Source organism: Micromonospora yongxingensis (assembly GCF_052601155.1).
On record NZ_JBQXEO010000017.1, the window covers coordinates 14784 to 27446 of the forward strand.

Annotated in this window: 11 protein-coding genes; 6 read left to right on the forward strand and 5 right to left on the reverse strand. The window is 72.8% G+C overall.

All coding sequences use genetic code 11. The features are described from left to right. Window positions 1-6 precede the first annotated feature (6 nt). The gene (locus ACTWLT_RS20410; protein ID WP_252417070.1) at window positions 7-219 is read right to left on the reverse strand and encodes a hypothetical protein; all 213 of its coding nucleotides are present in this window, start codon (window positions 217-219) and stop codon (window positions 7-9) included. A gap of 122 nt (window positions 220-341) precedes the next feature. Between ACTWLT_RS20410 and ACTWLT_RS20415 the strand changes: the two genes are divergently transcribed. Both ACTWLT_RS20415 and fbaA read left to right on the forward strand, forming a co-directional pair. After that, window positions 342-725: a phage holin family protein gene (locus ACTWLT_RS20415; RefSeq protein WP_445319760.1), complete on the forward strand. Its 384-nt coding sequence runs from the start codon at window positions 342-344 to the stop codon at window positions 723-725. 159 nt (window positions 726-884) lie between these two features. Further along, on the forward strand, window positions 885-1910 hold the full coding sequence (fbaA, locus tag ACTWLT_RS20420; protein ID WP_089018268.1) for a class II fructose-bisphosphate aldolase: 1026 nt from the start codon (window positions 885-887) through the stop codon (window positions 1908-1910). A 53-nt stretch (window positions 1911-1963) separates the two neighbouring features. Here fbaA and ACTWLT_RS20425 read toward each other — a convergent pair whose 3' ends face one another. Further along, window positions 1964-3163: an LOG family protein gene (locus tag ACTWLT_RS20425; RefSeq protein WP_445319761.1), complete on the reverse strand. Its 1200-nt coding sequence runs from the start codon at window positions 3161-3163 to the stop codon at window positions 1964-1966. A gap of 249 nt (window positions 3164-3412) precedes the next feature. Between ACTWLT_RS20425 and ACTWLT_RS20430 the strand changes: the two genes are divergently transcribed. Next, complete coding sequence (locus ACTWLT_RS20430; protein ID WP_252417074.1) at window positions 3413-3841, forward strand: DUF3151 domain-containing protein; 429 nt, start codon at window positions 3413-3415, stop codon at window positions 3839-3841. 52 nt (window positions 3842-3893) lie between these two features. Here the strand turns inward: ACTWLT_RS20430 and ACTWLT_RS20435 are convergent, their stop codons facing one another. Both ACTWLT_RS20435 and ACTWLT_RS20440 read right to left on the reverse strand, forming a co-directional pair. Further along, the gene (locus tag ACTWLT_RS20435; RefSeq protein ID WP_445319854.1) at window positions 3894-5501 is read right to left on the reverse strand and encodes a MinD/ParA family ATP-binding protein; all 1608 of its coding nucleotides are present in this window, start codon (window positions 5499-5501) and stop codon (window positions 3894-3896) included. 777 nt (window positions 5502-6278) lie between these two features. Then, window positions 6279-7295 (reverse strand): diacylglycerol kinase family protein, encoded by a 1017-nt coding sequence (locus tag ACTWLT_RS20440; protein WP_445319762.1) that lies wholly within the window; start codon window positions 7293-7295, stop codon window positions 6279-6281. Between the two features lie 124 nt (window positions 7296-7419). Between ACTWLT_RS20440 and ACTWLT_RS20445 the strand changes: the two genes are divergently transcribed. The 3 genes from ACTWLT_RS20445 (at window position 7420) to purD (ending at window position 10865) form a co-directional block, all read left to right on the forward strand. Next, window positions 7420-8709, forward strand: a complete 1290-nt coding sequence (locus ACTWLT_RS20445) for an adenylosuccinate synthase (protein ID WP_252417077.1) — start codon at window positions 7420-7422, stop codon at window positions 8707-8709. Window positions 8710-9034: 325 nt separating this feature from the next. Beyond that, window positions 9035-9523: a DUF559 domain-containing protein gene (locus tag ACTWLT_RS20450; RefSeq protein WP_445319763.1), complete on the forward strand. Its 489-nt coding sequence runs from the start codon at window positions 9035-9037 to the stop codon at window positions 9521-9523. Window positions 9524-9614: 91 nt separating this feature from the next. After that, window positions 9615-10865, forward strand: coding sequence for a phosphoribosylamine--glycine ligase (gene purD, locus ACTWLT_RS20455; protein WP_445319764.1), 1251 nt, complete (start codon window positions 9615-9617; stop codon window positions 10863-10865). Between the two features lie 16 nt (window positions 10866-10881). Here purD and ACTWLT_RS20460 read toward each other — a convergent pair whose 3' ends face one another. After that, complete coding sequence (locus ACTWLT_RS20460; RefSeq protein ID WP_445319765.1) at window positions 10882-12444, reverse strand: AMP-binding protein; 1563 nt, start codon at window positions 12442-12444, stop codon at window positions 10882-10884. Window positions 12445-12663: the final 219 nt, after the last annotated feature.

Here is a 12663-nt window from a genome sequence, read left to right on the forward strand (position 1 = left end):
GCGGGGTCAGCGGTAGTCGTCCTCGTCTCCGCTGACCACCCGGGCCTGCTCCATGGCGTCCCAGTCGCCGACCTCCAGGCCGCGATGCGGCTCGGCGTCGGCGTCGGCGGGGCCGACCACCGTGGCCTGCTCGACCGCGTCGGCCGGCTCCGCCTCGGGATCGCGTTCGTCCGCGTCGAGGTGGTCGCCGGGGGTGAAGTCCTCATCGGGCTGACCCATCGTCCCTCCCGGGGCTCGGTGCACGGTTCCCACCCACCGTACGGGGTGTGCCGGTGCCGCGCCGGGAAGCCGAGTCGGCGGAATCAGCCCTCGGCGGCGTGACCCGGTGCCAGGATGGGGCCGTGGGCTTCCTCATCCGGCTGGCGATCACCGCGGTCGCGTTGTGGGTGACCACGCTGATCGTGCCCGGGGTCGACGTGCACGGCCGCTCGGGTGGCAACACCGTGCTCACGCTGATCGTGGTGGCGCTGATCTTCGGCGTGATAAACGCGGTGCTCAAACCGATCATCAGGGTGGTCGGTTGTGTCTTCTACCTGCTGACCCTGGGCCTGTTCGCGCTGGTGGTCAACGCGCTGCTCTTCCTGCTCACCGACCGGATCGCCCGCGGGCTCGACCTGCCGTTCCAGGTGGACGGTTTCTGGGCGGCGTTCTGGGGAGCGATCGTGATGACCGTGGTCACCTGGCTGATCAGCGTCATCGTGCCGGACCGCCTGGACGACCGTTGACCGGATCGCGGCGCGGCCCGACGGGTGGGCCAGGACCGGGTCGGTTGTTTCGGCGCACCTCACCTACGGGATACTGCCCGCGGAGGACAGCGCGGTCCGGCGCACCCATGAACAACAGCGGCCAGCACGGCCGAGAGTGGTAAGTAAGGAGCGTTCGACATGCCCATCGCTTCCCCCGAGGCTTACGCGGAGATGCTGGACCGGGCCAAGGCTGGCCGGTACGCGTACCCCGCGATCAACGTGACCTCCTCCCAGACGCTGAACGCGGCGCTCAAGGGCTTCGCCGACGCGGAGAGCGACGGCATCATCCAGGTCTCCACCGGTGGCGCCGAATACCTCAGCGGTCCGTCGATCAAGGACATGGTCACCGGCGCGGTGGCGTTCGCCGCGTACGCGCACGAGGTGGCCAAGAAGTACCCGGTCAACATCGCGCTGCACACCGACCACTGCCCGAAGGACAAGCTGGACGGGTTCGTCCGGCCGCTGATGGGCATCTCGCAGGAGCGGGTGAAGCGCGGCGAGCAGCCGCTGTACCAGTCGCACATGTGGGACGGCTCCGCGGTGCCGGTGGCGGAGAACCTGCAGATCGCCTCCCAGCTGCTCGACGAGGCCGCCAAGGGCAAGATCGTCCTTGAGATCGAGGTCGGCGTCGTCGGTGGCGAGGAGGACGGCGTCGAGAACGCCATCAACGACAAGCTCTACACCACCGTCGAGGACGGCCTGGCCATGGTCGAGGCGCTCGGCCTCGGCGAGAAGGGCCGCTACATGGCGGCGCTGACCTTCGGCAACGTGCACGGCGTCTACAAGCCGGGCAACGTCAAGCTGCGCCCGGAGATCCTCAAGCAGATCCAGGACGCGGTCGGTGCCAAGTACGGCAAGGACAAGCCGCTCAGCCTGGTCTTCCACGGCGGCTCGGGCTCCCTGCTGAGCGAGATCCGCGAGGCGCTGGACTACGGCGTGGTGAAGATGAACATCGACACCGACACCCAGTACGCCTTCACCCGGCCCGTCGCCGACCACATGCTGCGCAACTACGACGGCGTGCTGAAGATCGACGGCGAGGTCGGCAACAAGAAGCAGTACGACCCGCGTACCTGGGGCAAGGCCGCCGAGGCCGGCCTGGCCGCCCGGGTCGTCGAGGCGTGCGAGCACCTGCGCTCGACCGGCACCACGATGTCCAAGTAACGACGTCCCACCGACGGCCGGCTCCCCTGCGGGGGCCGGCCGTCGTCGTGTCGTCAGGCCGACGCGGTGAGCAGCCGTACGGCCTCCCGCACGTCGTCGGTCAGGTGGATCGTCGACGACAGGTCGCCGAACGGGGATGCGGCCAGCAGCGGGCGCAGCAACGCCTCCACCGGCAACTCCTGCGTCCAGTACGCCCGGTCCAGGAAGACGTACGCCCCACTCGCCCCGTCGGTGCCGTAGTAGGTCTTGGTGGCCGCCTGGAACACCTCCTGCACGGTGCCCGCCCGCCCTGGAGCGAAGACGATGCCGCCCCGGGCGAGCCGCAGGATGGTGTCCTCCCGGATGGCGTTCGAGAAGTACTTGGCGATCCGCCCCGCGAACAGGTTCGCCGGCTCGTGCCCGTACAGCCAGGTCGGGATGGCCAGCCCGCCGGCCCGCGCCCATCCCGCGTCGGTGCCGCGCTGCCGGGGCACGCCCGCGTACCGCTGCCGGACCGCCAGCGCGGTGGCGGTGTAGCGGTGGTGGTCGGTGAAGTCGGGCGCGGTGGCCAGCAGGTCGATCGCCGCGGTCAACTCCGCCGCCGGCTGGTTCGCCAGGAAGGCGCCGAGGTTCGCCGCCTCCATCACCCCGGGGCCGCCGCCGGTGACCACCAGCCGGTCGGCCCGGGCCAGCTCCCAACCCAGCACGGCCGCCATCCGGTACGCCGGGCTGCCGCGCCGCACCGCGTGCCCGCCCATGATGCCCACCACCGACTGCGGCCCGTGTGCGACCAGCCAGGCACGGGTGGCGTCGGCGAGGGCGTTGTCCACCCCGTGGTCGTGCAGCCGCTGACCGAGCGCCTCCTTGACGTCCGGCAGCGCGCCGCCATGCGCCCGGTAGTGCTCGTACACCCTGGTGTCGTACATGCCGGTGAACCCGCCCTCGGCGAACCCGGCGGCCAGGTCCTCGGGGGTGTAGAGGTGCGCCGGCTGGGTCGGGTACGGCAGCCCGGAGAAGGGCGGCACCACGTTCGCGCCGCGCCGGACCAGGTCGGCGCCGACGTCCCGGGACGCGAAGCGGCAGCCGACGAAGAGGGTGCCGGTGACCTCGACTCCGGTCAGGTCGGGCACCGGGGCCAGGTCGAGGCGCAGCCCCTGCACGGTCAGCCCGGTCAGGCGGCCGGTGGCCAGTTGCCGGTCGAACTCGTCCCGGGTCTGGATCTCGTCGGTGTGCAGGTGCGGCTCGATGACGTCCGCGGGAGGTGGGGTCGGCACCCGGCCATCCTGCCCGTCGGGCGGGGCCGGCCAAACCCCGGGCCAGGGTCGCAACGAACAGGAGCCCGGTGACCGTGGCCACCGGGCTCCTGCCTAACCGGGTCCTGGGGAGGCTCCGGACCATTAGTTGTAGTGGAAAACACCTGGCGGCGGCATAGGCCGCAGGCGTGACCAAACCCTCAGCCGTTCAGCCGAACGCGTCGGCCGACCCGCTCGCGTGTCGCACTGTCCAGCGGGTTGAATGGGGCGATGCAGAACCTTTTGCCAGAGCCACCGGCCACCCTCCTCCCGGCGAACGACGAGGCTGACGCCGCCCTGGCTGCCGCCGAGGCGGCCGGCACCGACGAGGCGTACGCCGAGGTGGCGGCCCGCTTCCCGACCTACAGCGCGGCCTGGGCGGAGCTCGCGGCGCGGGCGTTCGCGCAGGGCCAGGTGGTGACGGCGTACGCGTACGCGCGCACCGGCTACCACCGTGGGCTGGACCAGCTGCGCCGCAGTGGCTGGAAGGGTCACGGCCCGGTGCCGTGGTCGCACGAGCCGAACCGCGGCTTCCTCCGCTGCCTGTACGTGCTGTCCCGGGCCGCCGACGAGATCGGCGAGGCCGACGAGGCGGCCCGCTGCGCCCAGTTCCTCCGCGACTGCGACCCGGCGGCGGCGGACGCCCTGGCCAGCAACTGAGACCCGTCCCGACGGCCGGTCCGGCACCCACGCCGGGCCGGCCGTCGGCGGGTCACAGCCCTTCGGCGACCGCGGCGGCGATCTTCAGCCAGGCGTCCCGGGTGGCCGAGGAGAGCCCGCCGTACCGGATCGGCTCGCCACTGTCGATGAGTCGCTCGTACGGCGCCAGCAGCACCGCCCGGGTCCGGGCGGCGAAGTGCTCCTGGATGGCCGGCAGGTCGATCTCCTTGCGGGACGGCGGCATCGACACCACCGTCACCGCCTGCCGGACCAGCCTCTGCCGGCCGCTCTGCTCCAGGTGGTCCAGCATCCGCGCGGCGGTCTCCGCCGAGTCGTTCCGGGCCGACATGGTGACGACCAGTTGGTCGGTGGCGTCCATCGAGGCCTGCCAGTTCTGCGCCCGGACGTTGTTACCGGTGTCCACGAAGATCAGCTTGTAGAACCGGCTGACGACCTCCCGGATCTCCGCGAACGCGGCCGCCGTGAGCATCTCGCCGCCGGTGGCCGACTCGTCCGAGGCCAGCACGTCGAACATGCCCTCGCCCTGCGAGCGGACGTACTGCGACAGGTCGCCGACCCGCCCGTGCGCGCCCTGGAACTGACCGAGGTCACGCAGCATGTCCCGCACCGTGCGCGAGTGGAAGTCCTGCTGGGCACGCATCCCGAGGGTGCCCTGCGTCTCGTTGTTGTCCCAGGCCAGCACGTAGCCACCGCGCTTCTGCCCGAACGTCATCGCGAGCAGCAGGATGGCCACCGTCTTGCCGGCACCACCCTTCGGGTTGACCACGGTCACCTGCCGCAGCCCGCCGAAGTTGCGGCGCACCATCTCGATGTCCCGCTTGAGCTCCTGCTCCTGACGGCCGGGAGCCAGTCGGAGCAGGCCCATCTTGTTGACGACCGCGCGTACGCCCATGGTGGCGACCGGGTCGGCGGGCCGTACCTGCCGACGCCGGGCGAAGTCCTCGGCGGTGGGCGCCGCCGTGGTCTCCGGTGTCCAGGTGGCGTCCGGATAGCCGGTGGACGGCACGCGGGTCACCCCCTCGGCCTCCTGGTACTGCTGCGGCGGCGCCGGCGTGGCCCCGGGCGTGCCCTGCTGCCAGGGCGGCGGGTACCAGCCCGGCGACGGCGGGAACGGCCCCGGCGGGGCCACCGGCGCACTCTGCTGCGGCACCGGGTTGTTCGGCGGGCCGAACTGGGGCACGTCCGGTGGGGGCGGGATGGGCGTCGGACCGGTCTGGCCCGGGGTCGCCCCGGCGTACGTCTGCCCCGAGTAGGTCTGCCCTGGGTACGTCGTGCCGGGGCCGGCGTGCGGGGTCGGGCCGCCGGATTGCGGCGGGTTGGGCGGAGCCGGGATCGGCGGTGCGGCGGCGGTCTCGTCGCGGGCCGGTCCCGACGTGCCGGCCGGTCGCTGCGGTGGATACGCCCAGGGCGACTCCGTGGTCGGCCGCGCCGTTGGCACGGCGGGGCCGTCCTCGCCGGTGCCGGTCTCGCTGTCCGGGGTCGCCACCGGATCGGCCGCTGCGGCATCGGCGGTGGCGGGGCGCTCGACGGGCACGGCGGCCGCCGGGCGGTCCAGGGTGAACGGCTGATCCAGGTCGACGCCGCCCGGCACGATCGGCGGCGCGGGAACAGCCTGGTCACCGGCCTGCCCCGGCGCCACCGCCGGGGCGGGTGCCCACGGCCCGGGGCCCGCTGCCGGCTCGGACGCCGCTTCGGGTGAGTTGTTCGTCGGCGCGGAGGCGATGCCCGGCGGGCCGCCGGTGGCCCCGGTGCCTCCGGAGGTCCCGGTGGCACCGCGAGCCGACTCGGCCGCGGCTGCGCCGGCCATCTCGCCGCCGGCAGGCTCGGTCGACCTTCCCTGCGGACCGGCGGCAGCGACCACCGCGCCGTTCGCGGCGGAGTCGGTCGTCGGCGGGCCGGAAACGGCGTCCGGAGTCGGCGGGGCGTCAGCGGCCGCCGGGCCGGGAGCGTCGGGTGTCGACGGGTCGGCCGGCGGCGTCCAACTCGGCTGCGGCGGGGCCCAACTCGACCCGGTGGCGGACGGGCCGTTGACCCCCCAGCCGCCCGGAGGCGGCACGGCACCCGTGAGAGACGGGTAGTCGGCCGGCGACGGCGGCGCCGCGGCCGGTGCCCCGGGTTGCCAGGGGACCGCCGGACCGCCCGTCCCCGGTGCGGCCACCGGCGGCAGAACGGGCGACGAGTCCCCGGCCGACGACGGTCCTGCAGGCCGGTTGGCCACCGACGCCCACGGCGGCACGGCGCCACCCGCGCCGGGATCGGCTGGATCAGATGGCCAGAGTGGTTCGATGTCCCGCTCCGGCACCGGCTGCTGGCCGGGCACCTGCGCCCGGTCGGCTTTGTCGTCCATTACGGCCTCCCCAGTCCTCCTGCGAGGATAGGCCCACCAGCCGACGAGGGCCGGCCGGCGCAGCCCGGGTCAGATCGACCAGACCGCCCAGGCGCCCGGCTCGATCCACCAGGACCGCTTCCGGGTCAGCTCGCCCTCGACGCCGTCGTCGAGGTAGGGCACCTTCCCCTCCCGGGGCAGCACCGACACGGCGCGCCCGCGGGCCCGCCGCACCTCCAGGCGTACCCGCTTCCTGCCGAGCGCCGAGCGGACGACCACCGGCACCGCCACCGCGACCTCGACCTGGCCGTCGGCCGGGTCCGGCGCCGCCAGGAGGGCCACGTCGTCGAGCCGGGCGTACCCGCCGGCGTTGCCGATGGCGCACGCCGACAGCGGTTCGTCACCGTTGGTGAGGACGGTGTCGTCCACCTCCACGCGGGCACGCCAGTGCAGCGGCCGACCGGCGTCGTCGGCGGCACCGAGCAGAGCGCCGTCCAGGGTCACCGAGCCGCCGTCGTTGCGCAGCAGGTCCAGCCGGCGTGGCGTGCCGTCCAGCACCGCGGCGGCCACCGCCGCCGGGTCGCGGGGCAGCCCGAGCTGCGCGGCCAGGTCCCGGTGGGCGCCGCCGCGCGCCGGGTCGAGCGGAAGTACGGCCACCGGCGGCAGGTCGGGCACGGTCCGGTCACCGGGCAGGTCCGCCGGACGGCGACTCGGCGCTGGCGCGTACCGCCGGACCAGCCGGCGCAGCACGGCGCGCAACTGGGCGTCGCTGGCCGTGGCCACGACCAGGCGGGTCTTGCCGTCCAGGTCCGGCCAGGTGAGGCCGTCCGGGCGGGGCGGGCCGTCGAGCTGCGCCAACACCTCGTCGATCTCCGCGTTCGAACGGGCGGTGACCGTCTGCACCCGGGCACCCCGGGCGTTCAGCGCGTCAGCGCAGGCCAGCACCGGTACGCGGGGTCGCTCGGTGGCGCACCCGTCCCCGTCGCGGGTCTCGGTCCCCGGGTTGGTGTCGGCATCGGTCGCGCCGCCGCAGCAGGCCCCGCCGCTGCCGCAGCCCCCGGGAGCGTCCCGCTCCGAACCGAGGGTGAGCAGCACCACGTCGTACACGGAAAGAGCCTCCTGCCTCTCGCCGCGACCCCTGCCGGCCGCGCCGTCACTACTTGTTAACCTGACACCCCGGGCTCGCCAACCGGTCGCCACCTGGCACCCGAGCCTTCTGGAGGCGGAAAAGATGCCAGCGATCGTGCTCATCGGCGCTCAGTGGGGCGACGAGGGCAAGGGCAAGGTTACCGACCTGCTGGGTGAGCGGGTCGACTACGTCGTGCGCTACTCCGGCGGCAACAACGCCGGCCACACGGTGATCACCCCGGACGGCCAGAAGTACGCACTGCACCTGATGCCCTCCGGCGCGCTCTCGCCCAACGCGATGATCGTCATCGGCAACGGTGTGGTGGTCGACCCGAAGGTGCTGCTCGCCGAGATCGACGGCCTGGCCGAGCGTGGCGTCGACGTGTCCCGTCTGCGGATCTCCGGTGACGCGCACCTGATCATGCCGCACCACCGGGCGCTGGACCGGGTGATCGAGCGCTACCTCGGTTCGTCCCGGATCGGCACCACCGGCCGGGGCATCGGCCCGGCGTACGGCGACAAGGTCGCCCGGATCGGCATCCGGCTCCAGGACCTGCTCGACCCGGGCATCCTGCGGAAGAAGCTGGAACTCGCGCTGCGCGAGAAGAACCAGATCCTGTTCAAGGTCTACAACCGCAAGGCGATCGACCTCGAGGCGACCGTCGAGGAGTACCTGGAGTACGCGGAACGGCTCAAGCCGTACATCGCGGAGACCCGGGCCATGCTCTGGGACGCCCTGGACCGGGGCGACACGGTGCTGCTGGAGGGCGCCCAGGCCACCATGCTCGACATGGACCACGGCACGTACCCCTTCGTGACCTCGTCCAACCCGACCGCCGGCGGCGCCTGCGTGGGCGCCGGCATCCCGCCGACCGCGATCAACAAGGTGATCGCGGTCAGCAAGGCGTACACCACGCGGGTCGGCGCGGGCCCGTTCCCGACGGAACTGTTCGACGCCAACGGCGCGCACCTGCGCAAGATCGGCGCGGAGTACGGCACCACCACCGGCCGTGAGCGCCGCTGCGGCTGGTTCGACGCCGTGGTCGCCCGGTACGCCTGCCGCCTCAACGGCGTCACCGACCTGGTCATCACCAAGCTGGACGTCCTCACCGGGCTGCCCAAGGTGCCGATCTGCGTCGGCTACGAGATCAACGGCGTCCGGGTCGACGACATGCCGATGAGCCAGACCGACTTCCACCACGCCAAGCCCGTCTACGAGGAACTCGACGGCTGGTGGGAGGACATCACCAAGGCCCGAAGCGCGGACGACCTGCCAGAGAACGCCCGCCGCTACATCGCCCGCGTAGAGGAACTCTGCAACACCCGGGTGAGCGTCGTAGGCGTAGGCCCAGGCCGAGACGAAAACGTCCTCCTCCACCCCCTCCTCCCCTAACCCCACCGGCCCCCGGCCCGGCATCCCCTCCGCCCCCGCACCCCCTCCGCCCCGGTGATCAAGAGGTTTGCGTCAGGATCCCACTCGGAATTGACGTGAACCTCTTGATCAACACGTTTGTGGCGGGGTTGTCCACAGGGGCCCGGGGGGTTATCCACAGGGGCTTTGGGTGGGTGGGGTTCGCGGGCAGGGTTGGGTGGTGGGGCCACGACCTCAGCGCGCCCTGGCGCCGTGGCTGATCGTGCACCAGTTGACCGTCGGTCCCGAGGACATCTCTGAGGTCGGGGGTCTCCGCGCGACGTCTCCGCTCCGTACCGTCTCGGACGTGATCCTCCAAGTCGATCGTTATCCCGCGGTCTCGGTCCTCGACTCGGCGCTGAACCAGGGCCGGATCACCTCGGAGCAGCTGGCGTTGATCCCGAGCCTGATCCATGGGCGGCGGGGAGCGGTCGCGGCGCGGGCCTGTCTGCCAGAGGCGGACGGTCGGGCCCAGTCACCGTTGGAGACCCGCGCCCGCCTGCGCTGCGTTGACGGCCGGGTTCGACCGGACACCCTCCAGCTGGAGATACGCGATGACGACGGATGCCTGCTCGGCATTGGTGACCTGGGCTGGCGCGGTCCGAGGGTGATCGCGGAAGCGGACGGCCGGGACGCGCACGACAACCCGGAGGCGGTGTTCGCCGACCGCCGCCGGCAGAACCGCCTGGTCAACGCCGGCTGGACCGTCCTCCGCTTCACCTGGTCGGACACCCTCCGCCCCGATTACATCCCGTGGACGGTCCGCCAGGCGATGGCCGCCGCCCGACGCCGTTGACCATGACGTTATTGCCCCGACACGCCGGGATGGCGGGCAACAACTTCATGATCAACGAGGGGAGGTGGTGGGGACAGTAGGATCTGGCACCGTGCGGGTTCTTTTGGTGGGTGGTGGGGGGCGGGAGCATGCGCTCGCGCTTCGGTTGGCGGCTGATCCGGCTGTTTCCGCGCTGATCGCGGCGCCGGGCAACCCGGGGATCGCGGACGTGGCCGAGTTGCGGACGGTCACTCCGACCGACCCGGCTGCCGTGGCCGCGCTGGCCGTGGAGATCGCGGCCGACCTGGTGGTGGTCGGTCCCGAGGCGCCTCTGGTCGCCGGGGTCGCCGACGCCGTACGCGCCAAGGGCATCGCCGTGTTCGGCCCCTCGGCCGAAGCCGCCCGGCTGGAAGGGTCCAAGGCGTTCGCTAAGGACGTGATGACCGCCGCCGGTGTGCCGACCGCCCGGGCGTACGTCTGCACGGACGAGGCGAGCACCGCGCGGGCGCTGGACGAGTTCGGCGCGCCGTACGTGGTGAAGGACGACGGGCTCGCCGCCGGCAAGGGTGTGGTGGTCACCGACGACCGGTCGGCGGCGTTGGCGCACGCGCGGGAGTGTGGCCGGGTCGTGGTCGAGGAGTTCCTCGACGGCCCGGAGGTCAGCCTCTTCGTGGTCACCGACGGCGAGGCGGCGCTGCCGCTGCTGCCCGCGCAGGACTTCAAGCGGATCGGCGACGGCGACACGGGCCCGAACACCGGCGGCATGGGGGCGTACGCACCGCTGCCCTGGGCCCCGGACGGGCTGGTCGACGAGGTCATGCGTGACGTGGTCCACCCCACGCTGGCGGAGATGCGCCGCCGGGAGACCCCGTTCGCCGGCTTGCTCTACGTCGGGCTCGCGATGACGCCGACCGGCCCTCGGGTGATCGAGTTCAACGCCCGCTTCGGCGATCCGGAGACGCAGGTGGTGCTCGCGCTGCTGGAGACCCCCCTGGGTGGGCTGCTGCACGCGGCGGCCACCGGCACGCTGGCCGAGCATCCGCCGCTTCGCTGGCAGCCCGGCGCAGCGGTCACCGTGGTGCTCGCCGCCGAGGGCTATCCGGCGGCGCCGCGTACCGGTGACGTGATCACCGGCGCGGACCGGCCGGGCATCATACACGCCGGCACCGCCCGCCGCGCCGGCGACGGCGCGTTGCTCTCCGCGGGCGGCCGGGTGCTCTGCGGTACGGCCACCGGCGCTGACCTGGCCACCGCCCGGGCGGCCGCGTACGCGCTGCTGGACGGGGTGGAGCTGGCCGGTTCGCAGCACCGCACCGACATCGCCGCCGCGGCGGTGGACGGCCGGGTCACGATCCCCGGCTGACCCTTGGCGGGCGACGTCAGCTGAAGTACCGGCGCAGTTCGCGGCTGAGCACCTTGCCGGTGGCGTTGCGGGGCAGGTACTTCACGTAGATGACGTCCCGGGGGACGGAGAAGCGGGCCAGGTAGTGCCGGACGTACTCGCGGACGGCTTCGGGGTCGAGTGTCTCGCCGGGGTGCAGGGCGAGGAACGCGGCCAGCCGCTGGCCGTACTCGGGGTCGGGTACGCCGATCACGGCCGCCTCGCGGACCTGCGGCAGCCGGGCGATCAGATCCTCCACCTCGGACGGGAAGACGTTCTCGCCGCCGGAGACGATCATGTCGTCGGCCCGGCCGTCGACGAAGAGCAGCCCTTCGGCGTTGAGCCGGCCGAGGTCGCCGGTGTCGAGCAGGCCGTCCCGGCTCTCCCGGCTGTTGCCGGAGGTGTAGCCCTCGAAGAGCATCTCGTTGCCGACGAAGATGCGCCCGACCCGACCGTCGGGGACCGGCTGACCGGCGTCGTCGAGCATCTTCAGCAGGGTGCCGTGCGGCGGCCGGCCGGCGGTGGTGGGCGCCTGGCGCAGGTCGTCCGGGCCGGCGATGGAGGCCCAGGAGACCTCGGTGGAGCCGTAGAGGTTGTACAGGACGTCCCCGTAGACGTCCATGAACTTCGGTGCCAGCCCGCCGGGCAGGGCGGATCCGCTGACCGCGACGACCTTGAGAGGGGGGCGCGGGTCCGGTGGGGGCACCTCCATCAGCCGCTGCACCATCACCGGTACGGCGAACAGCGCGTCGCAGCGGTGTGCCACCAGGGCGGCGAGCGTGGCTGCGGGGTCGAAGCGGCGGTGGAGCACGATGGTGGCCCGCAGGGCGAAGCAGACCTGGAGGGCGGCGAACCCCCAGGTGTGGAAGATGGGTGCGGCGATCATCACGCGGTCGCGGGTGTGCAGCGGAATGCGGTCGATGATGGACACCAGTGGGCCGAAGCCGTTGGGGGTGGGGCGGCGGGCACCCTTGGGCGCACCGGTGGTGCCGGAGGTCAGCACGATGATCCGGCCGTCCCGCTCGGGCGGGTGCAGCTCGCCCGGCAGCGCGCCGGCCACCAGTTCCTCACGGGCGCGTTCGTCGAGGCGGGGCAGCTCGGCGGGGAGCCCGAGGACCCGCTCGGCGAACTCGTCGTCGTGCACCAGCAGCCGGAGCCGCTGCTCTTCGGCGACGGTGGCCAACTGGGCTGCGGAGAGCCCGGTGTTGACCAGTACCGCGTCGACGCCGAGCAGGGTGGCCGCGACGATCGTCTCGATCAGCCCGTGGTGGTTGCGGCAGAGCACGCCGATCCGGTCGCCGGCCTGTACGCCGAGCCCCGCCCGCATCGAGCGGGCCATTCTTTCGGCTCGGTCGAGCAGGTCCTGGTAGGTCAGCTCGACGCCGTCCTCGTCGATGATCGCCGGGCGGCCGGGGTCCCGGGCGGCTGCCTGGCGTAGTTCGCCGGCCAGGCTCCATCCCCATTTGCGCAGGGCGCTGAGCTGGGAGGCGACCCGGATCGGCCGGCCGGGGGTGAGCAGCCCGCGACGGGTCAGCGTGGCGATGATGAACGGCAGGTCCATGCCGCAGACCTCCTCGGGGGTGGTGCGCGGACGGGGCAGGGGACTCCCCGTCCGTCAGGGCGTCTTCCTTGATCATGCACTGGGTGCCGTGTCATGCCCAGTCGACGGCGGCGCGGGGTGACGAAGACGGCACGGATCGTGGGATCAGGGGCGGCCTGCGGGAGGACGCCCGGCACGCCCGGCCGGGTCCGGCGAGCCGGACCCGGCCAGGGCCTGCCC

Bases quoted from the DNA above. Each gene is read 5' to 3' on its own strand.
- ACTWLT_RS20445 (WP_252417077.1), top strand. From the start codon at position 7,420: ATGCCAGCGATCGTGCTCATCGGCGCTCAGTGGGGCGACGAGGGCAAG.
- ACTWLT_RS20460 (WP_445319765.1), bottom strand. From the start codon at position 12,444: ATGGACCTGCCGTTCATCATCGCCACGCTGACCCGTCGCGGGCTGCTC.
- ACTWLT_RS20430 (WP_252417074.1), top strand. From the start codon at position 3,413: ATGCAGAACCTTTTGCCAGAGCCACCGGCCACCCTCCTCCCGGCGAAC.
- ACTWLT_RS20410 (WP_252417070.1), bottom strand. From the start codon at position 219: ATGGGTCAGCCCGATGAGGACTTCACCCCCGGCGACCACCTCGACGCG.
- fbaA (WP_089018268.1), top strand. From the start codon at position 885: ATGCCCATCGCTTCCCCCGAGGCTTACGCGGAGATGCTGGACCGGGCC.